Annotated in this window: 17 protein-coding genes, 1 tRNA gene and 1 riboswitch; of the genes, 4 read left to right on the top strand and 14 right to left on the bottom strand. The window is 73.6% G+C overall.

Annotated elements, in window-relative coordinates; translation table 11 throughout:
- Window positions 1–1,491: an MFS transporter gene (locus tag ACIQBJ_RS30695; protein WP_400717063.1), complete on the bottom strand. Its 1,491-nt coding sequence runs from the start codon at window positions 1,489–1,491 to the stop codon at window positions 1–3.
- Between the two features lie 106 nt (window positions 1,492–1,597).
- On the bottom strand, window positions 1,598–1,912 hold the full coding sequence (locus ACIQBJ_RS30690; protein ID WP_400717061.1) for a DMT family transporter: 315 nt from the start codon (window positions 1,910–1,912) through the stop codon (window positions 1,598–1,600).
- A 31-nt stretch (window positions 1,913–1,943) separates the two neighbouring features.
- Window positions 1,944–2,010: riboswitch (guanidine-III (ykkC-III) riboswitch) on the bottom strand.
- Between the two features lie 261 nt (window positions 2,011–2,271).
- Here ACIQBJ_RS30690 and ACIQBJ_RS30685 point away from each other — a divergent pair.
- Window positions 2,272–2,346: transfer RNA gene (locus tag ACIQBJ_RS30685), tRNA-Cys, on the top strand.
- 163 nt (window positions 2,347–2,509) lie between these two features.
- On the opposite strand, the gene ACIQBJ_RS30680 is transcribed toward ACIQBJ_RS30685, so the two are convergent.
- From ACIQBJ_RS30680 to ACIQBJ_RS30670, 3 genes are all read right to left on the bottom strand, one after another.
- Window positions 2,510–4,051, bottom strand: a complete 1,542-nt coding sequence (locus tag ACIQBJ_RS30680) for a WXG100 family type VII secretion target (RefSeq protein ID WP_400717059.1) — start codon at window positions 4,049–4,051, stop codon at window positions 2,510–2,512.
- A 1-nt stretch (window position 4,052) separates the two neighbouring features.
- The gene (locus ACIQBJ_RS30675; RefSeq protein WP_400717057.1) at window positions 4,053–4,382 is read right to left on the bottom strand and encodes a hypothetical protein; all 330 of its coding nucleotides are present in this window, start codon (window positions 4,380–4,382) and stop codon (window positions 4,053–4,055) included.
- A 125-nt stretch (window positions 4,383–4,507) separates the two neighbouring features.
- A complete protein-coding gene (locus ACIQBJ_RS30670) occupies window positions 4,508–5,902 on the bottom strand; it encodes a S8 family serine peptidase (RefSeq protein WP_400717055.1) in 1,395 nt (464 codons plus the stop codon).
- Window positions 5,903–6,418: 516 nt separating this feature from the next.
- Here ACIQBJ_RS30670 and ACIQBJ_RS30665 point away from each other — a divergent pair.
- A complete protein-coding gene (locus tag ACIQBJ_RS30665; protein WP_400717053.1) occupies window positions 6,419–7,756 on the top strand; it encodes a hypothetical protein in 1,338 nt (445 codons plus the stop codon).
- 56 nt (window positions 7,757–7,812) lie between these two features.
- Window positions 7,813–9,366 (top strand): hypothetical protein, encoded by a 1,554-nt coding sequence (locus tag ACIQBJ_RS30660; RefSeq protein WP_400717051.1) that lies wholly within the window; start codon window positions 7,813–7,815, stop codon window positions 9,364–9,366.
- A 47-nt stretch (window positions 9,367–9,413) separates the two neighbouring features.
- Here the strand turns inward: ACIQBJ_RS30660 and ACIQBJ_RS30655 are convergent, their stop codons facing one another.
- The 6 genes from ACIQBJ_RS30655 to ACIQBJ_RS30630 form a co-directional block, all read right to left on the bottom strand.
- Entirely contained in the window at window positions 9,414–11,735 is a 2,322-nt protein-coding gene (locus tag ACIQBJ_RS30655) for a xanthine dehydrogenase family protein molybdopterin-binding subunit (RefSeq protein WP_400717048.1), read from the bottom strand.
- Window positions 11,732–12,799, bottom strand: a complete 1,068-nt coding sequence (locus ACIQBJ_RS30650) for a (2Fe-2S)-binding protein (RefSeq protein WP_400717046.1) — start codon at window positions 12,797–12,799, stop codon at window positions 11,732–11,734. The genes ACIQBJ_RS30655 and ACIQBJ_RS30650 overlap by 4 nt, the downstream gene beginning before the upstream one ends.
- Entirely contained in the window at window positions 12,796–13,692 is an 897-nt protein-coding gene (locus tag ACIQBJ_RS30645; protein WP_400717043.1) for an FAD binding domain-containing protein, read from the bottom strand. The genes ACIQBJ_RS30650 and ACIQBJ_RS30645 overlap by 4 nt, the downstream gene beginning before the upstream one ends.
- Before the next feature lie 221 nt (window positions 13,693–13,913).
- Window positions 13,914–15,551, bottom strand: a complete 1,638-nt coding sequence (locus ACIQBJ_RS30640; RefSeq protein ID WP_400717041.1) for a beta-N-acetylhexosaminidase — start codon at window positions 15,549–15,551, stop codon at window positions 13,914–13,916.
- A gap of 73 nt (window positions 15,552–15,624) precedes the next feature.
- A complete protein-coding gene (locus ACIQBJ_RS30635; protein WP_030459614.1) occupies window positions 15,625–15,900 on the bottom strand; it encodes a DUF3039 domain-containing protein in 276 nt (91 codons plus the stop codon).
- A gap of 59 nt (window positions 15,901–15,959) precedes the next feature.
- Complete coding sequence (locus tag ACIQBJ_RS30630) at window positions 15,960–16,523, bottom strand: YqgE/AlgH family protein (RefSeq protein ID WP_400717038.1); 564 nt, start codon at window positions 16,521–16,523, stop codon at window positions 15,960–15,962.
- 239 nt (window positions 16,524–16,762) lie between these two features.
- On the opposite strand from ACIQBJ_RS30630, the gene murA reads away from it, so the two are divergent.
- On the top strand, window positions 16,763–18,118 hold the full coding sequence (gene murA, locus ACIQBJ_RS30625) for a UDP-N-acetylglucosamine 1-carboxyvinyltransferase (protein ID WP_400717035.1): 1,356 nt from the start codon (window positions 16,763–16,765) through the stop codon (window positions 18,116–18,118).
- Between the two features lie 75 nt (window positions 18,119–18,193).
- Here the strand turns inward: murA and ACIQBJ_RS30620 are convergent, their stop codons facing one another.
- The 3 genes from ACIQBJ_RS30620 to ACIQBJ_RS30610 all read right to left on the bottom strand — a co-directional run bounded on the left by ACIQBJ_RS30620 (window position 18,194) and on the right by ACIQBJ_RS30610 (window position 23,019).
- Window positions 18,194–18,475, bottom strand: coding sequence for an HU family DNA-binding protein (locus ACIQBJ_RS30620; RefSeq protein ID WP_014136004.1), 282 nt, complete (start codon window positions 18,473–18,475; stop codon window positions 18,194–18,196).
- 439 nt (window positions 18,476–18,914) lie between these two features.
- Window positions 18,915–20,390, bottom strand: a complete 1,476-nt coding sequence (locus ACIQBJ_RS30615) for an NAD-dependent malic enzyme (RefSeq protein ID WP_400717032.1) — start codon at window positions 20,388–20,390, stop codon at window positions 18,915–18,917.
- 328 nt (window positions 20,391–20,718) lie between these two features.
- Window positions 20,719–23,019 (bottom strand): HelD family protein, encoded by a 2,301-nt coding sequence (locus ACIQBJ_RS30610; RefSeq protein ID WP_400717030.1) that lies wholly within the window; start codon window positions 23,017–23,019, stop codon window positions 20,719–20,721.
- Between the last annotated feature and the right edge of the window lie 93 nt (window positions 23,020–23,112).

Here is a 23,112-nt window from a genome sequence, read left to right as displayed (position 1 = left end):
TCAGCCGACCGGTCCGGCGGCGGGCCGGTCCACCGGCCGGGCGGCTCCCGCCCGGCCGGCCAGCGCCGCCGCGCCCAGCGCCACCAGCGGCATCGCCAGGAACACCGCGCCGAACGCCCCCGCCGGCAGCGTCCGGCCGTGCGCCGCCGCACCGACCGCGCCACCGCCCAGCGCCGCGAACAGCACCCCGGCCAGGCCGGTCAGCAGCACGTTGCCGAGCGCGTCGCTGAGCTGCAGCGCCGCCGAGTTGGCGCCGGTCTCCTCCGGCTTCGACAGGCCCATCATCAGCACGCTGATGCTGGCGATCGCCAGGCCCATCCCGGCGCCGCCGACGCCCCAGAACACGGCCGGCACCCACACCGGCACCGCCGGGAACAGCACCAGCCCGACACCGCCGATCGCCACCGCGGTCAGCACCAGCCCGCCCCGGATCAGCGCCTCCCGGTGCCGCTCCGCCCCCGGCCGGCCCTGCAGCCAGGACCCGAGCGCCCAGGACAGCCCGCCCGGCGCCAGCGTCAGACCCGCCGCCGTCACCGACAGGCCCCGCTGGGTCTGCATCATCAGCGGGATGAACAGCTCCGAGGCGAAGAACGCGCCCGCCGCCAGCCCGCGCAGCAGGATCACCGTCGGCAGCCCGCGCGCCGCCCGCAGCGTCCCGCGCGGCAGCAGCCGCAGCACCGCCGGGCCGAGCAGCCCGGCGCCCGCCGCCAGCGGCAGCAGCGCCCAGCCGTCCAGCCGCTGCCCCGCGTACTGCAGCAGCGCCGCGCCCACCGCGGCCATCGCCGCGTCCCGGGTCCGCCGCCGGTCGTACGGCTGACGGGCCGTCGGCGGCCGGTCCCGCTCGGAGCGGCGCAGCGCCGGGCCCATCACCGCCAGCGGCAGCAGCACCAGCACCGGGACGGCGAGGAACACCCAGCGCCAGCCCAGGTGCTGGGTGACGGCGCCGGAGACCACCGGCCCCAGGATCGAGGGCAGCACCCAGGCCGCCGAGAACGCGGCGAACACCGCGGGCCGCAGCCGCTCCGGGAACGCCCGGCCGACCACCACGTACAGTGCGACGATCACCAGGCCGCCGCCCAGCCCCTGGGTCGCCCGGCCCGCGACGAACATCCACATGTCCACCGCCGTGCCGGCCGTCACCAGGCCCGCCGCGAACACCGCGATCCCGCTGAACAGCGGCGCCAGCGGGCCGCGCCGGTCGCACCACTGCCCCGACACCACCATCGCCAGCAGCGTGGTAGTGAAGTACGCCGAGAACGCGAACGCGTACAGGCCGAGGCCGTCCAACTGCTCGGCGGCCGTCGGCATCGCGGTGTTCACCGCCGTCGCCTCGAAGGCCAGCAGCAGCACCACCGACACGATGCCCAGGGTCAGCGCCCGCCAGGGGCCGCTGAGCACCCCGCCGGTGTCCTCGTCCACGGGGTCCACGGGGTCCACGGGGGTCCGGTCGGGTGCTGCTACGGCCTGCTCGGCGCGGGAGGTGCTGGTCACCCCGACATGGTAAGTGCCGTTTCCGCCATTTGATCCTGACCTGCGGACGGAATCCCGCCCCGCCCGCCGGACCCGGGCCACGGCCCGGAGAACGCCCGCGGGACGTTCAGTGCAGGACCTTCAGACCCACCACGCCGGCCAGGATCAGCACCAGGCAGGTGATCCGGGCCGCGGTCACCGCGTCGCCCGTCGCCAGCATCCCGTACAGCGTCGTGCCGACCGCGCCGATGCCGACCCACACCGCGTACCCCGTCCCCAGCGGGATCGACCGCATCGCGTACGCCAGTCCGCCCATCGACAGCGCCAGCCCGACCGCGAACACCGCGGTCGGCACCGCCCGCGAGAACCCCTTGGACGCCTCCAGTGCCACCGCCCACACGGTCTCCAGCACTCCGGCGACGATCAGAACCACCCAGGCCATGACGGACTCCTCCGCAGTAGTCGAACCACCTACCGCGCCGTCTTGTCCTACCGGGTACGACGCACCTCGTCCGGGACGGGCCGTCCGACGGCCGCCTCGCTTCCGACCGTAGCACGCCGCCGACACACCGAATTCATCTCCGCATATTGACGCGAACCCCGGAATCCCCGCTATAGTGAATTCACCGGACAGCCCGAACGGCGAACAGGAGAAGGCGATGAACAGGAAGACGGTGGCCCGCGCGGCCCTCCGCACCTGTACCGCCCCCTGTCCCGGCTGTCTGTGTTCCCCCTGTTGCGCCTGATTCGCAACTCTTCACCCCTGCAGGGCTGTTGCCACCCCTGCGCGCACCACTCCACGACCATGTGCCCGAGTGGTTCAGGGAACCGTCTGCAAAACGGTTTACACGGGTTCGATTCCCGTCATGGTCTCCACCAGGAATTCACCGGCCGCCATTTCCACCGGCGCGTCCGGTGAATTCCCATGCCCTTTTCCCATTTCCCTTTCCCCTTGTTCTGCCATCCCCGAAACGGCGGCGGGCGCCGGTGACGGTCCTCCAGGACCGCCGCCGACGCCCGCCCGGGCCCCTGCCGACCGCTACTCGATGACCGGCGGGTTCGCCGTGCCACCGCGCCAGGTCTCCTCGTCCTCGACCAGGTAGTCGGGACGGTGGCCCTCGCCCTTCTTCTTCTTTCCGGCCCCGCCGGCACCCGGCGCACCGTGCATGCCGCCGGCCCCGGCCTGACCGGAGCCCCGGCCCTTGCCGATGCCCGAGCCGCCCTCGGTGAACGCCCGGCCACCGGCACCGCCGGCCTTCGCGCCGCCGATCGTGCCACCGGCCTTCCGGACCAGGCCGCTGCCGCTCTTGCCGCCCGCGCCCTTGCCGCCACCGGCGCCGCCCATGCCACCACCGTGCATGCCGCCGCCCATGCCACCGGCCGCGCCCCGGCTGCCCGCCGCACCCGAACCGGCCGCGCCGCCGAGACCACCGGCCGCACCGCCCGTCCGACCACCGGAACCCGCGCCGCCGACACCGCTGATGCCACCGGACGTCCGGCCACCCGAACCCGAGCCACCGCCGACACCGCTGATACCACCGGACGTCCGGCCACCGCCGGAACCGCCGCCGGGGTACCCGCCCCCGCCGACCCCCGGCAGGTGGACGCCACCGACGCCGCCAATACCACCGCCACCGCCGGCACCACCACCGCCGCCCGGCCCGGGCAGCGTCCCGATCCCCCCGGGCCCACCGGTCCCGGGCCCGATCGGCACCCCCACCGAAGGCGGCAGGTCGATCCCGTCGATCCCCGTCCGCGGAGGCGTCAACGGCGGCAGGTGCCCAGGAGTCCCGGGCGGCGTCACCGGCGGATTCGGCAGCCCCTGGTACGGCGGCTGCACCGGCCCCGGATGATTCGGCGGCTGCACCGGCGTGGGGCCCACCTGCGGAGGCGTCTCCTTCGGAGGCAGCATCTTCGGCGGCGGCGACACCGGCGGAACGCTGCCCTTGCCGCCCGGGTCGTCCGGCGGCGGCGGGTAGGGCTTCCGGCTCCCGCCCTCGGTCCCCTCCACCGGCACGTCCGGCGGCTCGGGCATCTGCTCCGCGGCCTGGTTGTAGTACGGCGCCAGGTACTCCATGGTGCCGATCGCGTACTGGTGCTGGATCTCGGTCGCCGACAACTCGTCGTAGTTCTTGTTGACGGCGTCGAAGCGGTCCATTCCGCCGGCGAGGTCGGCCTTGAACTGGGCGTCCGAGCGGTCGCCGAGGTCGCCGAGCCACTTCATGCCGCTGTCGAGCGAGCTCGGCACCGTGATCCGGCCCATCTGCTCCTTGGTCGCCTGCAGCGCACCCGCGGCGAGGTGCATCGCCGAGGAGGTCTTGGCGGCGTGGTCCGCCGTGTTCGTCAGGCTCTGCTGGATCTGCCCGGCCTTGGCGGCGAAGCTCTGGGAGGCCGCGCCTTCCCAGTTCTGCATCGCGTGCTCGACGGCCTGCTGGAGGTCACGGGCGGCGGCCTGAAGGTCCTGGCTCGCGGTGCCCCAGTGCTCGGCGGCCGAGGTCAGGTTCTCCGGGCGGGAGTTGGCGACCATGGCCTTGAGCGGGATCAGTGACTGCCGATCGAACCCGTAGTTCTGTGATGCCATGTCAGTCCAACCTCTGCTGGAACTTCGCCATGGTGGCCGCCTTGTCGGCCTCATGGCCCGCGTACGCGTTGTGAGCGGTCTGCGTCTTGTCCCCGAACTCGTTGATCAGCTTGTTCAGGTTGCTGATGTTCAAGGTGAGCCACGCCTGCATGCGCTCGTGCGCCGCGTGCAGGTCCGTGGCCTGGCTGAAGTTCGAGCCGAAGTCCGACGCAGTCACGGCAGTGCCGTAGGTGCTCCTGTCGGCGGTCTGAGCCATGTTCTGCTGGATCGTCCGCAGCCGTTTCACGACCGCTTCCAGCTCATCGGTGTCGACCCGGAATCCGTCGGCCATGCGTCCCTCTCCTCCCCCTGGAGTACCGGTGCTTCCCCGTGTGTATGCGCAACCAACAGAGCACTGGATTCAGTTAGTTGCGGCACTCGATCGTATCGCTTGCATGTCGCCCGTCCCAGACGCCGTCAGCGCGGAGGTTGGTTGCTTTCGGGCCCGTAGGGGTTCTGGTACGGGTTCTGCTGCGGCGGATAGCCGGGAGGCGGAGCCTGGTTCCCGTACGGCGGCTGTGCGGGGGCCTGGTAGGGCTGCTGCCCGTACTGCTGCTGCTGGGCGGGCGGCCATCCCTGCGGGCCCGGGCCGTACGGCGGCTGTCCCGGCGGCGGCGGACCGGGGCGGCGGCGGCTGCGGACCGCCAGCACGACGATGACGATCACCAGGAGGACGAGGCCGCCGCCGACAGCGGCCACCAGGCCCACGTTGACCCCGGAGTCCGCCGAGCCGCTGTCGGGCACCGCGCGGAGGCTGGGCAGGTCACCGGACGGAGTGCTGCCGCCCGCACCGTTCCCGTCCGCGGTCGGGGAGGACCTCGGCGTGGTGCCGACGGCCCCACCGAGCGGCCCTTGCGCGGGACCGGCCGGAATGTCCTTGGTCAGCGCGTCGTACGGCGAGACGATCCCGTACCCGTACCGCGCGTCCGGCAGCTTGGCGCCCTTCAGGGCGGTCGGCGTCTGCGCGGACTTGACCAGCCGGTTGGCGATCTGACCCGCCGTCAGGCTCGGGTACTTCGCGCGGAGCAGGGCCGCGGCACCGGAGACGAAGGCCGTGGCCTCCGACGTGCCGTCACCGATGCAGTACTTCCCGTCCGCGCAGGCGATGACGATGTCGGCGCCGGGCGCCGCGATCCCGACCTCGGGACCGGAGTTCGAGCGCCCCCAGACGGTGCCGTTCTTGTCGACCGCGCTCACCGCGAGGACACCGGGCTCGTTGCCGGGGCTGTCCACGGTCTTCAGCGACTCGTTGCCCGAGGCGGCGACCAGCAGGACGTCGTGCTTCACGGCGTAGGAGACCGCCTCGGTCAGCGCGGGCCTGGCCCCGGGGCGGGAATCGGTGCCCACGGAGAGGTTGATGACCTTGGCCCCGTGGTCGACCGCCCAGCGGATGCCCTCGGGAACCGCACTGGTGTTGTCCGACTTCCCCATGTAGACGGGCAGGATCTTCGCGCCGGGCGCGAGACCGATGACACCGTCACCGCTCCCGTGGCCGTGGGCGGCGATGATCCCGGCCATCGAGGTGCCATGGTCGTCCGTGGGACGGGTGTTGAGGCCCTGGCCGCTCGGGTCGTAGCCGTCCAGCACCGACCCCGCGAGATCGGGATGCGAGGCGTCGACACCGGAGTCGATCACCGCGACGATCACCCCGTCGCCCTTGCTGACCGACCACGCCCTGTCCAGGTTGAAGGCCGGGATCGCCCACTGCCCGTCCCGGACCTGGTCCGCCGAAGCCGTCGGTGCAACAGAGAGGAGCAGCGCACTCGTCAGTGCCGTCGCACCGAGTGCGCGAATGGCTTTGGTCAGCGTCATCAGTACCCCGTCAGTCGATTGACAGCCCGTTCGTTCTCGTTCACGCCCCCGGAACCCAGGACTGTCCGATCGTATCGTCCGCCACTGCCCCTCTTGCAGACCCCCCGTGACGGGGCCGCTACATTTTCCGCGCCGTGCCGACTCGCCCCGACCTGCCGTTCGCGGGCGGGGGGCGGGGCGGGGAAGTCCGCGTCCGTACCGATGGGGCGGGGCTGCGGGAATGGGCGGAAGGGGCGGACGGGGGCTGTGCTATGAATGGCGCGTCGTTCGTCCAGGGGGTCTCAGTTGTCGTATCCGCCGCAGCCCGGTGCGCCCGCGCCGGGCGCTCAGCCGTTCCCGGGGCCGCCCGGGCCGCCGGTGCCGCCGTACCAGCAGGGGGCTTTTCCGCCGCCGTACCAGCAGCAGCCGTACCAGCAGCCGCCTTATCCGGGGCAGCAGTTCCCGCAGCAGCCGGGGCCGTACGGGGCGCCGGGGTGGGGTGGTCCGCCGGTGCCGCCGCCGGTGCGGCGGAGCCGGGTGGGGCGGACGCTGGGCTGCCTGGGGGTGGCGCTGGTGCTGCTGCTGGGGGCTGCGGTGGGCGGCGTCGCGCTGCTGCACGCGAACCGGAAGCGGCCGCCCGTGGTCTCGGGCCTCTCGGCCGAGAGCGGCAAGTGGCAGAAGGTCGCGGACGGCCTGACCCAGGCGCTGGCGGCGAAGGACGAGGAGGCGTTCCTCAAGCCGTTCGCGGCCGGGCCGACCAAGGAGAAGCAGCGGCTGGTCTTCCGCAACCTGCTGAAGATCCCGTGGGAGACCGCGCGCTGGTCGACGCCGATCGCGCCGATCGACGGCCAGCTCCGGGTGGACTTCGTGCACCAGGTGAAGGGCGTCGACAACCTGCCGATCCGGGAGCAGTACGGCTGGCAGGTGCTGCCGGCCGACTCGGGGACCGAGGTGGTGACCGAGGTCAGTGGGGTCAAGGACAGCAGGGGCAAGGACGACGGCTTCGGCTACTACCCGGCGCCCTGGGACCTGTACGACGACCTGTCGGTGCAGGTCCGCGACCACCTGGTGGCGATGTCCGACAAGGGGCAGGCGGCCGAGCTGAACCGGGACGTGGACATCCTGGCCCGGGCGGCGAAGGACGACCTGGCGGCCTGGCAGAAGTCCGGGCCCGCGCCGACCGCCGACCGGCGGGCGGCGAGCGGGTTCTTCGTGGTGCTGGAGAAGAACCGGGACGTCTACAACAAGCTGTACAAGGGCGACGGCAAGCTGAACGACAGCCTGGAGGCCGGCGTCAACATGCCGATGCAGGCGGCGGATTCCACGAAGGCCGGGCCGGACGGCATCCTGATCGGCGGCAGCCGGATCGTGATGGACACCACCGGCAGCCGGTTCACCAGCAGCCAGTGGCAGGACGGCGTGACGGACATCGGCCGGCACGAGATGGCGCACGCCATCGTCGCCCCGCTGATGGCGGCCCGGGGGAACTTCGACGGGACGGGGAACCCGCGCGACTGGGTGTCGGAGGGCTTCGCCGAGTACATGGCGCTGCGCGGCAAGGACAGCCTGGCCCGGGACGAGATGGCCGCGGACCTGAAGGACGTCCCCTTCAACGGCCAACTCCCCGGTGAAGGTCCGGAGTTCTACTCCAGCGACGGTGACCGGCGGTCGGCGAACTACACCCTGGCCGGTGACGCGATGCGGTTCATGGCCTCGAAGTACGGCGACGCCAAGGTCTGCGCGTTCGTGGCCGCGCAGTACACGCAGCCGAAGGAGTACGAGCAGCAGATCGCCGACGCGACCGGTCAGTCCCTGACCCAGTTCCAGTCGGCCTGGGCCGCGCACGTCCGCTCGGCGGTCCCCGGGAAGCGCTAGCCGCCGGGGCCGCCCGCACACACATCGCGCGTCGATCTTCCAGGGGGAGTCTTCCGTTGTCGTATCCACCGCAGCCCGGCGCGCCCGCGCCGGGCCCGCACCCGCCGTACCCGCAGTACCCGTACCCGCAGCAGGCACCGCAACCGCAGGCACCGCAACCGCAGCCGCCGTACCAGCAGCAGCACCGGCCGCACGGGCAGCCGTACGGCCAACAGCCCTACCCGCCGCAGCAGTTCGGGACGCCGCCTCCGCCGCCCCGCCCGCGCCGGACCGGTCGGCGGATCGCCTTCGCCGTGACGGCGGTGTTCGCGGTGCTGGTGCTGGGCTTCGCCGGGCTGGTGTGGAACAACGTCCAGCGGCAGCACGCGTACGCGGAGGCGAACCGGCCGGACCAGAAGTGGCAGGAGCTGGTCGACGGGATGACCCGGGCGATGGCGGCGAAGGACGAGGAGGCGTTCGTCAAGCCGTTCGCGGCCGGGCCGGCCAAGGAGAAGCAGCGGCTGGTCTTCCGCAACCTGGTCAAGATCCCCTGGCAGACGGCGCAGTGGAAGCTGCGGTCCGGCGGCGCGGTGCAGGGGGTGCTGCCGGTGGCGTTCGTGCACCAGGTGAAGGGCGTCGACAACCGGCCGATCGCCGAGACGTACGCGTGGACGGTGACCGGCGAGCCGGGGCCGGGCGCGGTCACCGGGGTCGGCGGCGACAAGGACATCAACGGCAGGACCTCGGCCGTGAGTTACTACCCGGGGCCGTGGGACGTGTACGAGGACCTGGCGGTGGAGGCCCGGGACCACCTGGTGGTGGTGTCCGAGCAGAAGCAGTCCGCCGAGCTGAAGCGGGACGTCGACCTGCTCCAGCAGGCCGCGCAGGACGACCTGGCGGCGTGGCAGCAGAACAAGCCGCCCGCGGACGGGGTCCGCACCGGCGGGCAGGGGTTCTTCGTGGTGCTGGAGAAGAACCGGGACGTCTACAACAAGCTGTACGCGGGCGAGGGCCGGGAGAACGACCGCCTGGAGGCGGGCGTCAACATGGCGGTGGAGGCCGAGGACTCCGACCAGGCAGGCCGGGGCAAGGTGCTGATCGGCGGGAGCCGGATCGTGATGGACACCTCGCTGGACCGGTTCACCAACCCGGACCGCTGGCAGGAGGGCGTGACGGACATCGGCCGGCACGAGATGGCGCACGCCCTCACCGCGACCCTCACCACCGACTTCGACCTGGGGCTGGTGGAGAAGAGCGCGGTCCGGATGTGGGTCGTCGAGGGCTTCGCCGACTACCTGGCGCTGCGCGGCAAGGACGCGAAGGCCCGCAACGACCTGGCGTACAAGGTGCGCGACGCCCGCTTCACCGGCGCCCTGCCGCCGGCCCTCGCGTCGGACTTCTACTCCTCCGACCCGAAGGCCCGGAGCGCGAACTACGCGCTGTCCGCCGACGCGCTGCGCTGGATGGCGGCCACCTACGGGGAGCAGAAGACGCTGGCGTTCGTCGCCGCGCACTACGGCAACCCCACCGGCTACCCGGAGCAGATCAGGACCGCGACCGGCCTGGGGCCGGAGCAGTTCGAGCAGTCCTGGGCCGCGCACGTCCGCAGCACCCTGCCGGTCAAGCGCTGACCGCGGCGCCCGTCCCCGTCCGACCCGGGTCGGACGGGGACGGCGCGTCAGGCGGGGACGACCGCGTCCTCCGGCAGGATCGGCAGCCGGCCGACGGGCAGCCCGGTGGCGGCCCGGACGGCGGCGGCGACCGCCGCGGGCGCGACCACGGCGGGCACCGCGCTGACGGCCTTGGCGCCGAACGGGGCGACCACGTCGCGCTCCTCCAGCAGCGCGGCGATCCGCACGTCGGGGGTGTCGAGCGCGGTGGGCAGCCGGTAGCCGGTGAGCGAGGCGTTGACGGGGACGCCGCCCTCGGTGCGCAGGTTCTCCAGCAGGGCGAGTCCGACGCCCTGGGCGACGGCGCCCTCGATCCGGTCCTCGATCTGACGCGGGTTCAGGGCCCGGCCGACGTCCTGCGCCACCGTCACGTCGACGACCCGGACGGCGCCCAGTTCGATATCCACGTCGACCACGGCGCGCATCGCGCAGAACGCGATCGAGACGAAGGCGTCGCCCTGCCCGTTCTCGGGGTCGAGCGGCTCGGTGGGGTGCGGGCGGCACTGGGCGGTGGCCCACAGCTCGCGGCCCTCCAGCGCCTCGCCGACCGGCATGCCGAGCACCCCGTCGTACGAGGTGATCTTGCCCTCGCTGATGGTGAGCAGTTCGACGGACATCCCGAAGTCGGCGGCGATCGGCTGCAGCATCTGGTGCCGGACCATCAGCGCGGCCCGTTCGACGGCGCCGCCGGAGACCCAGGTGTGCCGGCCGCGGGCGGACGGGCCGGCCGCGGACTGGTCGGAGTCGACGGGCGCGATGTAGACCTCGCTGACGCCGAGCACCGACTGGACGATCTGCCGGGCCAGGGTGGCGAAGCCCTGGCCCGAGTCGACGGCCGCGCAGATCACGGTGGCGTGGTCGCCGGAGACCCGCACGGTGGCGGTGGCGACCTCGTCCTCGCCCTCGGCGCCGAGCATGTGCACCATGCCGACGGCGTAGCCGATGCCGCGCCGGACCGCGCCGGGGTCGCCCGCGCCGCCGGGTCCGCCGGGCAGCAGCCAGTCGGCCTCGGGGTCGTCGAGCGGGAGCGCGGGCAGCGGGGAGTCGGCGAGCGCGTCGAGCAGCCCGGCGACGGGGGCGGGGCAGGTGACGGCCTGTCCGGTGGGCAGCGGGTCGCCGGTGGTCATCGCGTTGCGGCGGCGGATCTCGACCGGGTCGATGCCGAGCTGCTGGGCGAGCTGGTCGAGCTGCGACTCGTGGGCGAAGCAGGTCTGCAGGGCGCCCTCGCCGCGCATCCGGCCGGCCGGCGGGTTGTTGGTGCGCACCGCCCAGGCGTCGACGAACACGTTGGGGCAGGTGTAGGGGCCGACCGAGAAGGCGACGGCGGAGGCCAGCGCCTCGGCGGAGACGTCGGCGTAGGCGCCGCCGTCGAGCAGGATCTGCGCCTCGACCTTGACCAGCCGGCCGTCGGCGTCGGCGTGGTGGCGGTAGCGCAGCAGCGCGGGGTGCCGGGTGGGGTGGGCTTGGAAGGACTCGGCGCGGGTCAGGGTCATCTTGACCGGGCGGCCGGTGCGGAGCGCGAGCAGCGCCAGGGTGACCTGGAAGGACAGGTCCTCGCGGTCGCCGGTGGCGCCGGGCACGCCGGTGACGACGAGCCGGACCCGGTCGGGGTCGAGGCCGAGGCAGGCGGCGGTGCGGTCGCGGTCGCCGTGCGGGTCGGTGGAGGACAGGTGCAGTTCGACGCCGCCGTCGGGGCGGGGCACGGCGAGTCCGGCCTCGGCGCCGATCGGGGCGGGGTCCTGCCGGCCGACCTGGTAGAGGCCCTCGACCACGACGGCGCCGACCGCGTCGGGGTCGCCGGTACGCAGCGGGAGGTGGCGCAGCAGGTTGCCGTCGGGGTGCAGCGGCGGGGCGTGGAAGGCGGCCTCGGGGTCGGTGACGGGCTCCAGCACCTCGTACTCGACCAGGATCGCGGCGGCGGCGAGGCGGGCGGTGTCGGGGTGGTCGGCGGCGACGGCGGCGACCGGCTCGCCGTGGTGGCGGACGACGCCGGCGGCGAGCACCGGCCGGTCGGGGACGACACTGCCGGACGGCGCCCCGTCGGGGGTGCCGTCGGGGCCGGGCGGGAGGTCGGCGGCGGTGACCACGGCGTGCACGCCGGGGACGGCGAGCGCGGCGGAGGTGTCGACGGAGACGATCCGGGCGTGCGGGTGCGGGGAGCGCAGCACGGCGCCCCAGAGCAGTCCCTCGGCCCACAGGTCAGCGGCGTAGGGGTAGATGCCGAGCGCCTTGGGGAGGGCGTCGTTGCGCAGCGGGGAGCTGCCGAGGCCGGTGGCGGGGTCCTCGTCGTCCGCGGGGGCGGCCGCCGGGAGCTCGGTGGCGGAGGTCATGCGTTCTCGTCCTCGGGGAGCCGGATGCCGTGGGCGGGAGTGGCGTCGTAGCCGGCCGGGGCGTCGTGGCCGGCCGGGGCACCGTGGCCCGCGGGGGTGTCGTAGCCGGGGTACTGCGGGTACGGCTGCCCGTAGCCGTCGGTGGCGTAGACGGTGCCGTCGTAGGGGCCGGCGTCCTGGTGCGGGGTGCCGTGCGGCGGGGTGGGGAGGTACGGGGTGCCGTGCGCGGGGGTGCCGTACTCGGCGCCGGCGGTGCCGTGCGCGGGCGTGGGCTCCCAGCCGCCGGCCGGGACGGGGGTGCCGTGCGGCGGGGTGGGCGGGTAGGCGTAGCCGCCGGTGCGGGCGGTGGCCTCGCCCTGCTGCTGGGCGGGGATCAGCTGGTCGGCCTCGTGCCAGAGTTCGGCGTCGGCGTAGAGCGGGAGTTCGCCGGCCAGCGCGAGGTCGGCGAAGGACTGCTCGGTGGGCCGGGCGGGGGCGGCGGCGGGCGCGGGGTGTTCCCCGGCGGCCTGCTCGGCGGCGTCGAGCTCGGCCTCCAGGGCGGCCTCGCGGGCGTCGGCGACGGTCTGGACGGCGTTCAGCGCGGCGCGGTAGCCGGTGCAGCGGCAGAGGTTGCCGCAGAGCGCCTGGCGGGCCTCGACCTCGCTGGGGCGGTGGTTGCGCTGCAGCAGGTCGTGCACGGCCATCGCCATGCCGGGGGTGCAGTAGCCGCACTGGACGGCGCCGGACTCGGCGAGCGCCCGCTGGACGTCGCTGGCGCCGCCGGCGGGCCCGGACAGGCCCTCGACGGTGGCGATCTCGCTGTCGGCGGCGAGCGCGGCGGGCACCAGGCAGCCGTTGACCAGCTGGCCGTCGACCTGGATCGAGCAGGCCCCGCACTCGCCCTGTTCGCAGCCGTCCTTGGCGCCGGCCAGGCCGAGCCGCTCGCGCAGCACGTACAGCAGGCTCTCGCCGATCCAGGCGTCGGCGACGGGCCGTTCGACGCCGTTGACGCGCAGCGTGTACGAGGCGGTGGGGCGCACGTCGCCGGTGAGCGCTCCGGGGTGGTTCAGCAGTTCGTCCGTCACTTCAGCGCCCTTCCCAGTGCCCGGCGGGCCAGCACCGCTACGGTACGCCGCAGTCGGGCCGCTGCCGAGCCCGCCCCCTCGGCGGGGTCGCCGTTGTCGGGGACGCAGGCGCCGGCCACGTACTCGCCGAACGCGGCGAGCGCGGCGGGGTCGATCAGCACGGCGCCGTCCTGGCCGCGGGCGTCCCAGTCGATGCAGCCGGCCACCCAGCTCTCGGCCTCCAGCGGGCGGAGCGGGACGGGGGCGACGGCGCCGACGGCGCAGCGCACGCCGCGCCGGGCGGGGTCGAGGACCAGGGCGACGGAGGCGGCGGCCCGGGCGGGGCCGGAGCGGCCGGTGGACTTCAGGAAGACCTGCGGGGCGTGCAGCAGCGGGACCCGGACCCAGGTGAGGAGTTCGCCGGGGCGCAGCGGGTCGAGGCCGGTGAGCAGGTGGCTGATCGGCACGTCGCGGCGGCTGCCGGGCCGGACCAGGGTGGCGGTGGCCTCCAGGGCGGCGAGCACGGGGAGGGTGTCGCCGGCCGGGTCGCCGGTGGCGATGTTGCCGCCGAGGGTGCCGACGTTGCGCACCTGCGGGGGTCCGGCGGTGCGGGCGGCGTCGGCGAGGGCGGGGATGAGCGCGGCGAAGTCGGGGCGGTCCATCCGGGCGTGGGTGAGTCCGGCGCCGAGGACGGCGGTGCCGCCGTCCTCGTAGCGCCAGCCGCGCAGTTCGGTGATCCGGCCGAGGCCGATCAGCGCGGCGGGGCGGAGCCGCCCGGCGTTGACGGCCTCCATCAGGTCGGTGGCACCGGCCACCGGGACCGCTCCGGGGACGGCGGCCAGCGCTTCGACCGCCTCGTCGACCGAGGCCGGCATCATGATCGTCCGGTTCACCAGGTTCCCACCGTGCTCCATCTTGCAGTGCGGCCTGCCGCCCGTAGGGTACGGGCGATCGGTGCGGGTTGGGCAACTCTGGCACACAAAGACCGCTGATCTTTTCCCGGGCCGCGGACAGGTCCGAACAACTCGGGACAACTCCGGACCCGACCGCGCCCCGGTCGCTGCCCAGGTGATCACTTCTTCACCTGATCAGGACGTGCGGGCCGGGTCCGGAGTTCCGCTGTGCTGACGCTGCGTCACGGCGCGGTGTGCGGCCCCGAGGGTCCGGGGGCGCCGTCCAGCGGGCGGCCGACGATGCCGGGCTTGCGCTGCCAGGGCAGCGGGCCCTCCGGGTGGCGGTACTCGACGCCGAGGGCGTCCAGCCGGGCGTAGTGGCCGGCCATCCGGGCCTCGAAGCCGGCCCAGTCCCGGTCGGCGGGGTCGCGCGGCAGGTCGGACCAGGCGACCTCGGCGAACGCGGCGAGCCGCGGGAACGCCTTGTAGTCGACCTCGCGGGCGTCGTCCATGAACTCGGTCCAGATGTTCGCCTGGGTGCCGATGACGTGCGCGGCGGCGTCCCCGTCGAGCTGCGGCGGGACGGGCTCGAAGCGGTAGACGTCCTCCAGCGAGCGCACCCAGCCGACCGGGACGGGCTCCTCCTCGCCGCCGGCCTGCCGGTGGTCGAGGTAGACGTGCTGCTCGGGGCACATCACCACGTCGTGCCCGGCCTGCGCGGCGGCGATCCCGCCGTCGTAGCCGCGCCAGGAGGAGACGGCGGCGCCGGGGGCGAGGCCGCCCTCCAGGATCTCGTCCCAGCCGATCAGCCGGCGGCCGCGCGCGGCGAGCCAGCCGTCGAAGTGCCGGATGACGTGGCTCTGCAGCTCGAACTCGTCCTTGAGGCCGAGCTCGGCGATCCGGGCCTGCGCGGCGGGGCTCTGCTTCCACTGCTCCTTGGGGCACTCGTCGCCGCCGAGGTGGACGAAGGTGGAGGGGAAGATCTCCAGCACCTCCTCCAGCACGTGCTCGTAGAACCGCAGGGTGGCCTCGGACGGGTTCAGGATGTTCTCGCTGACGCCCCAGTCGGTCCAGGTGCCGAGCGCGGCGGTGTCGACCACGTCGGTGTTGCCGAGTTCGGGGTAGGCGGCGATGGCGGCCTGGTTGTGGCCGGGCAGGTCGATCTCGGGCAGCACGGTGATGTGCCGGGCGGCCGCGTAGGCGACGATCTCGCGCAGGTCGTCCTGGGTGTAGTAGCCGCCGTGCGGCTGGTCGTCGTGCCGTCCGCCGGCCCGGTAGCCGACCATCGAGTACGCCCGCCAGGCGCCGGCCCGGGTGAGTTCGGGGTAGCGCTTGACCTCCATCCGCCAGCCCTGGTCGTCGGTCAGGTGGAAGTGGAAGACGTTGAGCTTGTGGGCGGCGAGCTGGTCGAGGAAGCGCAGCACGCCGGCCTTCGGCATGAAGTGCCGGGAGACGTCCAGCAGGGCGCCGCGCCAGCCGAACCGGGGCGCGTCGCGGATCTCCACCGCGGGCACCGTCCAGCCCGCGCCGGGCAGCGGGGCGGTCCGGTAGGCGGCGGGGCCGAGCAGCTGGCGCAGGGTCTGCGCGGCGTGCGAGAGGCCGGCCGCGCTGCCGCCGGTGAGCCGGACGGCGTCGGCGTCGGCGTCGAGCCGGTACTCCTCGGGGGCGAGTGCCCCGTCCAGGGCGAGCTCCAGGTCGCCGGCCTGCCCGGCGGGCGCCGGGTCGAGGTCGAAGCCGGTGGCGGCGGACAGCTCGGCCCGCAGCCGGCGGGCGACGCCCTCGGTGCCGGGTCCGGCGGCGATCCGGGCGCCGGCGTGCAGGACGAACGGGGCGGCGTCGGCACGGGTCCGGACGTGCGACGGGGCAGGGATGAGGTCCATGCGCCTCATCCTGCCCCGGACCACCCCGAGTGGTCTATGCCAATCGGGGGGTATTCGCACCGCCGGTCCGCGGTCAGTCCTTCTTGTCGTCCCCGCCCGGGTTGTTCAGCCCGTCGAAGATCTCCTTGCACATCGGGCAGACCGGGTACTTCTTCGGGTCGCGGCCGGGCACCCACACCTTGCCGCAGAGCGCCACCACGGGGGACCCGGAGAGCGCGCTCTCCATGATCTTGTCCTTCTGGACGTAGTGGGCGAAGCGCTCGTGGTCGCCGTCCCCGTGCGAAGTCTGCGGGACGGGCTCGACCAGGGTGCCGGTGCCGAGGCCGCGCTCGGGCTCAAGAGTGCTCATGAGGGCCAAGTCTATGGCGGCCGCCCGGGACCGGGCCACCGTCCGGACACGGTCCGCGCTCAGTTCAGCAGCGGGTCGTCGGGGTAGCTGGCGAGCATCGCCAGCGGACCGCGCTGGCGGCGCAGCACCGCCCGCCACAGCCGCTCCGGCCGTTCGCAGGAGACGTCGCCCGGCTCGCAGTCCACCAGGTGCCAGGCGCCCTCGACGACCTCCCGCTCCAGCTGGCCGGGCGACCAGCCCGCGTAGCCGGCGAACACCCGCATCCCGCCGAGCACCCCGGCCAGCACCTCGGGCGGCGCCTCCAGGTCGACCAGGCCGATCGCGCCGTGCACCCGCCGCCAGCCGAGCGGCCCGTCGTCCTCGCCGGGGACGACGGCCAGCGCCAGCGCGGAGTCGAGCGCCACCGGGCCGCCCTGGAACACCACCGCCGGGGCCCCGGCCAGCCGGGCCCAGCCGTCCAGCACCGCGGCCACCTCGACCGGGCTCGGGCGGTTGAGCACCACGCCGAGCGCGCCCTGGGTGTCGTGGTCGAGCAGCAGGACCACCGACCGGGCGAAGTTCGGGTCCGTCAGCAGGGGCGTGGCGACGAGCAGTCGGCCGGTCAGCGCGGGGGCCGCTTCCATGCCTGCCATCATGCCCCGCCGGGGGCCGGGCCGGACACCCGGCGACACGCCGGGGACCCGCCGCCGCGCACCACCCGAACGGCCCAATGGCAGTGCTCCGGGGCACCCCCTACAGCATGATCACCAATAGGGCACACGGGAACCAATCGCCCACCCTCTACCATCTATGGAATGGTGAAGGGCTCTTCCCTCGGCCCGGCTGCCGAAAACCTCTCCTGCGCACCCGGATTGCGAGAACGATGACCGACGACGTCCTGCTGGTCCACGGCGGAAACCCGCTCGAAGGCGAGATCCAGATCCGGGGTGCGAAGAACCTGGTCCCCAAGGCCATGGTCGCCGCACTGCTCGGCCAGGGCCCCAGCAGACTGCGCAACGTCCCCGACATCCGGGACGTCAAGGTCGTCCGCGGCCTGCTGCAGCTGCACGGGGTCACCGTCCGCACCGGCGACGAGGACGGCGAGCTGATCCTCGACCCCTCGCACGTGGAGAGTGCCAACGTCGCGGACATCGACGCGCACGCCGGCTCCTCGCGGATCCCGATCCTGTTCTGCGGCCCGCTGCTGCACCGCCTCGGCCACGCCTTCATCCCCGGCCTGGGCGGCTGCGACATCGGCGGCCGGCCGGTCGACTTCCACTTCGAGGTGCTCCGCCAGTTCGGCGCCACCATCGAGAAGCACCCGCAGGGCACCTACCTGGTCGCCGCCCAGCGGCTGCGCGGCACCAAGATCGAGCTGCCGTACCCGTCGGTCGGCGCGACCGAGCAGGTGCTGCTGACCGCGGTGCTCGCCGAGGGCGTCACCGAGCTGCGCAACGCCGCGATCGAGCCGGAGATCGTCGACCTGATCTGCGTGCTGCAGAAGATGGGCGCGATCATCTCGCTGGGCACCGACCGGACCATCCTGATCACCGGGGTGGACGAGCTGGACGGCTACACCCACCGGGCGCTGCCGGACCGCCTGGAGGCGGCCTCCTGGGCGTGCGCGGCGCTGGCCACCAAGGGCGACATCTACGTCCGGGGCGCCGAGCAGATCCCGATGATGACCTTCCTGAACACCTTCCGGAAGGTCGGCGGCGCCTTCGAGATCGACGACGCGGGCATCCGGTTCTGGCACCCGGGCGGCGAGCTGAAGGCGATCGCCCTGGAGACCGACGTGCACCCCGGCTTCCAGACCGACTGGCAGCAGCCGCTGGTGGTGGCGCTGACCCAGGCCACCGGCCTGTCGATCGTGCACGAGACGGTGTACGAGTCCCGGCTGGGCTTCACCGGCGCGCTGAACCAGATGGGCGCGCACATCCAGCTGTACAGCGAGTGCCTGGGCGGCACCCCGTGCCGGTTCGGGGCCCGCAACTTCAAGCACTCCGCGGTGGTCTCCGGCCCGTCCAAGCTGATGGGCGCCGAGCTGGTCATCCCGGACCTGCGCGGCGGCTTCTCGTACCTGATCGCGGCGCTGGCGGCCGAGGGCACCTCCACGGTGCACGGCATCGACCTGATCAACCGCGGCTACGAGAACTTCATGGACAAGCTCCGCGACCTGGGCGCGCACATCGAGCTGCCGTCGGCGGCCGAGGTGGCCGAGGTCCAGCTGACCGCCTGAAGGGCGTAGCGCGAAAAGCCGGTGGCCCGGACCCCCGAGGGGGTCCGGGCCACCGGTGCGTTCAGCGGCGGAGGGTCACTTGCCCTTCGCGGCTTCCTTCAGCTTCGAGCCGGCGCTGACCTTGACGCTGAAGCCCTCGGCGATCTGGATCGGCTCGCCGGTCTGCGGGTTGCGGGCGGTGCGGGCGGCACGCAGGGTGCGCTCGAAGGTCAGGAAGCCGGGGATGGTGACCTTCTCGTCGCCCTTGGCGACGACCTCACCGGTGATCTCGGCGAAGGCGGCCAGCACGGCGTCGGCGTCCTTGCGGGTCACCTCGGCGCGCTCGGCCAGCGCGGCCACCAGCTCACTGCGGTTCATGTGTACTCCTGTGGTCTGTTGCTCTGCCGTGCGCGGAGGCATGGCCGGTCCGCGCGACGGTGCTCGTTCAGGCGAGGGGTGGTCAGGGGCCGGGCTCGCACCGCGAAGCGCCGCAAACTGCCCGCCTGGGTACGAATCCTGCCCCGACCGGCACTGAGAAAGCCAATCGGGCACCGGCGTGGTTGACCCGAACAGCGCCCGCCCGACCGAGGTGTGACGCTCCGTCGGCTCCGGCTGACCGGAGCGGGCGGCGGCCGGGACGACACGCCGTGGCGCAACAGGGGACGTACCGTACTTGTCGGACACGCCTCCCCGTCGCAGGGCTACCGTACGCCCTGGCACCGACAAGCCCAAACACGCCCCTTGCCCTTGTGTCGCAAGGGCTCCGGCACGTTCGCCGGGATCGGGGCGCGACGGGCGCGCCCCGGACCCGCGGGGCTCAGAGCTGAACGGCCGGGAACGCGGCGGTGTCGAGGGTTCCGACGATGCCCGGGGTGGGCTTCGCGGGGGCCGCCTCCGCGCCGCCACGGGCCGCCAGGGCGGCGTCCCGGACGGCCGTGGCGACGGTCTTGGCGACACCCGGGTGGAAGACGCTCGGGATGATGTAGTTCGGGTTGAGCTCCTCGGCGGTCACCGTGGTGGCCAGCGCGCGGGCGGCGGCCAGCATCATCTCGGTGTCCACGCTGGCGCTCTGGGCGTCCAGCAGGCCGCGGAAGACGCCCGGGAAGACCAGCACGTTGTTGATCTGGTTCGGGAAGTCGCTGCGGCCGGTGGCGACCACCGCGGCGGTGTGCCGGGCCACCGCCGGGTCGACCTCCGGGTCCGGGTTGGCCAGCGCGAAGACGATCGAGTCCTTCGCCATGGTGGCCAGGTCGTCGCCGTCCAGCACGTTCGGGGCGGAGACGCCGATGAACACGTCGGCGTCGGCCACCGCCTCCTTGAGGGTGCCGGTGCGGCCCGAGCGGTTGGTGTTCGCGGCGATCCAGCGCAGGTTGTCGTTGAGGTCGCCGCGGCCCTCGTGGACCACGCCGTGCACGTCCGCCACGGTGGCGTGCGAGACGCCCGCGGCCATCAGCAGCTTGAGGATCGCGGTGCCCGCGGCGCCGGCGCCGCTCATCACCACCCGGATCTCGCCGATCTCCTTGCCGACCACCTTCAGCGCGTTGGTGAGCGCCGCCAGCACCACGATCGCGGTGCCGTGCTGGTCGTCGTGGAAGACCGGGATGTCCAGCGCCTCGCGCAGCCGGGCCTCGATCTCGAAGCAGCGCGGCGCCGAGATGTCCTCCAGGTTGATGCCCGCGAAGCCGGGCGCGATCGCCTTGACGATCGCCACGATCTCGTCGGCGTCCTGGGTGTCCAGGCAGAGCGGCCAGGCGTCGATGCCCGCGAACCGCTTGAACAGCGCCGCCTTGCCCTCCATCACCGGCAGCGCGGCCTTCGGGCCGATGTTGCCCAGGCCCAGCACCGCCGAGCCGTCGGTGACCACGGCGACGCTGTTGCGCTTGATGGTCAGCCGGCGGGCGTCCTCCGGGTTCTCCGCGATCGCCAGGCAGACCCGGGCCACGCCCGGGGTGTAGATCATGCTCAGGTCGTCGCGGTTGCGGATCGGCAGCTTCGAGGACATCTCGATCTTGCCGCCGAGGTGCATCAGGAAGGTCCGGTCCGAGACCTTGCCGATCGACACGCCGTCGATCGTCCGGAGCTTCTCCACGATCTCCTGGCCGTGCGCCACCGAGGAGGCCGCCACGGTGACGTCGATGCGCAGCGCCTCCAGGCCGGAGGCCGTGACGTCCAGACCGGTGACCGAGCCACCGGAGGACTCGACCGCGGTGGTGATGGAGCTCACCGCGTTGCCGGTGGCCGGAACCTCCAACCGGACCGTGATCGAGTTCGAGACACTGGGCACCGTCGCCATCGACGTCCTTCTTCCTGAATCAACGAAGTGTTGAGCTTCCATGCCGTTCGGCATGCCGGACACTCGATGGTCGCACCGACCAAGGGCGCGCCAGAAATAACGTTCATAGAGTGTGCGGACCCGACAAACCCGTTCGCCCGATCGGCGATCTCCTTGCCCGTCGGCGCGGATGCGTTACATTGGAACGGCACCGGCTCGATCCAAGCCCCCGGGCCCAACCTTCGTCCCTTCGAGGGACCACTTGCCGCGAGGCGAGCATGGCGGGTCGGTGTACTACGTGGCGGAGGCCCCCACCCGGTCGGGTGGGGGCCTCCGGTCTTCCCCGGCGCTACTTCAGCAGCGCGGGGACGCCCGCCGCGTCCGGCAGGTCGTCCGGGCCGGAGAGCACCGTCAGGCGCTGGGTGGCGCGGGTCAGCGCCACGTACAGCACCCGCAGGCCCGCCTCCGACTCGCCCGCGATGCCGGTCGGGTCGGCGACCACCGTGGCGTCGTACTCCAGGCCCTTGGCCTCCAGGCTGCCGAGCGCCACCACGCGCTCGCCGAGACCGGCCGTCCAGCCCGCCGCCTCGGCCCGGCGGTCCATCGGGACCACCACCGCCACGGTGCCGTCCACCTCCGTCAGCAGGCGCTCCAGCTCGGCCCGGGCGGCCGCGCCGAACGCCGCCGGGTCCGGCTCCCGGACCGCCGCGAACCGCGGCCGCACCCCGGTCGCCCGCACCGCGGACGGCGACGGGGTGCCCGGCGCGGCCAGCGCCAGCACCTTCGCCGCCACCTCGGCGATCTCCGCCGGGTTGCGGTAGTTCACCGTCAGGGTGTGCCGGCGGCGCGGCTTGCCCGCCAGCACCTCCTCCATCGCGGCCTGCGCCTCCTGCGGGAACGGCCAGGAGGACTGCGCCGGGTCGCCGACGATCGTCCAGGTCGCCGACCGGGAGCGGCGGCCGATCATCCGCCACTGCATCGGCGTCAGGTCCTGCGCCTCGTCGACGATCACGTGCGCGTACTCGCGGCGCTCCTCCGGGACGGCCTCCCGCTCGCGCCGGCCGTAGGCCCGCTCGCCGTAGGTGGTGACCTCCTCCAGGCCGGTCAGCAGGTCGACCGCGTCGACCTCGCGGACCTTCGGCCGGGCCGGCTCGCCGAGCAGCAGCCGCAGCTCGTCCACCAGCGCCACGTCGTGCGCCGACAGCGCGCCCGCGCCGCGGTCGTCGAGGTGCCGCCAGGACGCCGCCAGCAGGCGGGCCTCCTCCGGGGTGACGGCGCGCCGGGCGACCCGGTTGACGTGCCGGTGCTGCCGCATGGTCGCCAGCACCCCGCGCGGGGTCACGACCGGCCACCACGCCTCCAGGAAGGCCAGGAACGGCGCCTCGTCGGACACGTACTCGTCGAAGGACTCGCGCTCGTCCTGGCGCTGCTCGCGCTCCGCGTGGGTGCTCGGCTTCGGCAGGTCGCGGACCGCCTCCGACCAGAGCGCGTCCAGCAGCAGCCGGCGGGCCCGCGGGCGCAGCAGGTTCAGCGGCGTGCCGCCGCCGCCCACCACGTGGCCGCGGACCGCCTTCAGCCGGGCCGCGTCCAGCCGCAGCGCCCGGCCCCGGGCGAACACCTTCAGCTCGGTCGGCGCGCCCAGCTCGACGGCCCCGCGGGCGGCCCGGCGCAGCAGCTGCACCATCCGCGCCGAGCCCTTGATCCGGGACACCTCGGGGCTGTCGTAGCGCTCCGCCTCGATGCCGTCCACCAGGCTGCCGACCGCGCGGATCGCCACCTGGCCCTCCTCGCCCAGCGCGGGCAGCACGCCCTCGGTGTACGAGACCAGCAGCGCGGTCGGGCTGACCACCAGGATGCCGCCCGCGTACCGGCGGCGGTCCTGGTAGAGCAGGAACGCGGCCCGGTGCAGCGCCACCGCGGTCTTCCCGGTGCCGGGGCCGCCGGTGACCAGGGTCGCGCCCGCGGCGGCGGCCCGGATCACCTCGTCCTGCTCCTTCTGGATCGACGAGACGATGTCGCGCATCGAGTGGCCGCGGGCCCGGCCGAGCGTCGCCATCAGCGCGCCGTCGCCGACCACCGCCAGCTCCGCGCCGTCCAGGGTCGGGGCGAGGTCGGGGCGCAGCAGGTCGTCCTCGACGCCGATCACCTTCCGCCCCTTCGAGCGGATCACCCGGCGGCGCAGCACCCGGCCCGGCTCCAGCGGCGTCGCCCGGTAGAACGGGGCCGCCGCCGGGGCCCGCCAGTCGATCACCAGCGGGCCGTACTCGGCGTCCAGCACGCCCAGCCGGCCGATGTGCAGGCTCTCCGCGACGGCCGGGTCGGCCGGGTCCAGCGGCGTCTGCGAGGGGATCCCGTGCTCCTCCGGCGCGTCGGCCCGCTGCAGGTCGATCCGCCCGAACAGGAAGTCCTCGAACTCGTTGTTCAACCGCTGCAGGTGCGCCCCGGCGCGGTACACCTGCGCGTCCCGCTCCGCGAGCGCGCCGGGTGTACCGACCTGCACCCGCTTGGCGGCGTCCTCCAGGATGTACTCCGCCTCGGCGAGCTTCTCCTCCAGCCGCCGGTAGACGGTGTCGAGGTGCCGCTGCTCGCCCGCGATCTCGCGGTCGCGGACAGTGTCGTTCTGGTGCCGGGCAGAGCCGTGCGCGCCCAAGGAGCCCCCAAAGGTGCGGAGAAAAAGGCGGACGGACGATCTTAAGGGATGAACGCCGTCCCGCACGAGAAGGGGCCCCGCCCGGACTCCCCC

The sequence above is a fragment of the Kitasatospora sp. NPDC088391 genome (assembly GCF_044753345.1).
Lineage (GTDB): Bacteria > Actinomycetota > Actinomycetes > Streptomycetales > Streptomycetaceae > Kitasatospora.
Note: the sequence above shows the minus strand (reverse complement) of the source record. Positions and strands in the feature narration are given on the sequence as shown.

What these genes read in the sequence shown, in the direction of transcription:
- ACIQBJ_RS30630 (WP_400717038.1), bottom strand. Translation starts at nt 16,523, where the DNA reads ATGGAAGCGGCCCCCGCGCTGACCGGCCGACTGCTCGTCGCCACGCCC.
- ACIQBJ_RS30680 (WP_400717059.1), bottom strand. Translation starts at nt 4,051, where the DNA reads ATGGCATCACAGAACTACGGGTTCGATCGGCAGTCACTGATCCCGCTC.
- ACIQBJ_RS30690 (WP_400717061.1), bottom strand. Translation starts at nt 1,912, where the DNA reads ATGGCCTGGGTGGTTCTGATCGTCGCCGGAGTGCTGGAGACCGTGTGG.
- ACIQBJ_RS30655 (WP_400717048.1), bottom strand. Translation starts at nt 11,735, where the DNA reads ATGACCTCCGCCACCGAGCTCCCGGCGGCCGCCCCCGCGGACGACGAG.
- ACIQBJ_RS30645 (WP_400717043.1), bottom strand. Translation starts at nt 13,692, where the DNA reads ATGGAGCACGGTGGGAACCTGGTGAACCGGACGATCATGATGCCGGCC.
- murA (WP_400717035.1), top strand. Translation starts at nt 16,763, where the DNA reads ATGACCGACGACGTCCTGCTGGTCCACGGCGGAAACCCGCTCGAAGGC.
- ACIQBJ_RS30675 (WP_400717057.1), bottom strand. Translation starts at nt 4,382, where the DNA reads ATGGCCGACGGATTCCGGGTCGACACCGATGAGCTGGAAGCGGTCGTG.
- ACIQBJ_RS30670 (WP_400717055.1), bottom strand. Translation starts at nt 5,902, where the DNA reads ATGACGCTGACCAAAGCCATTCGCGCACTCGGTGCGACGGCACTGACG.
- ACIQBJ_RS30620 (WP_014136004.1), bottom strand. Translation starts at nt 18,475, where the DNA reads ATGAACCGCAGTGAGCTGGTGGCCGCGCTGGCCGAGCGCGCCGAGGTG.
- ACIQBJ_RS30635 (WP_030459614.1), bottom strand. Translation starts at nt 15,900, where the DNA reads ATGAGCACTCTTGAGCCCGAGCGCGGCCTCGGCACCGGCACCCTGGTC.
- ACIQBJ_RS30615 (WP_400717032.1), bottom strand. Translation starts at nt 20,390, where the DNA reads ATGGCGACGGTGCCCAGTGTCTCGAACTCGATCACGGTCCGGTTGGAG.
- ACIQBJ_RS30640 (WP_400717041.1), bottom strand. Translation starts at nt 15,551, where the DNA reads ATGGACCTCATCCCTGCCCCGTCGCACGTCCGGACCCGTGCCGACGCC.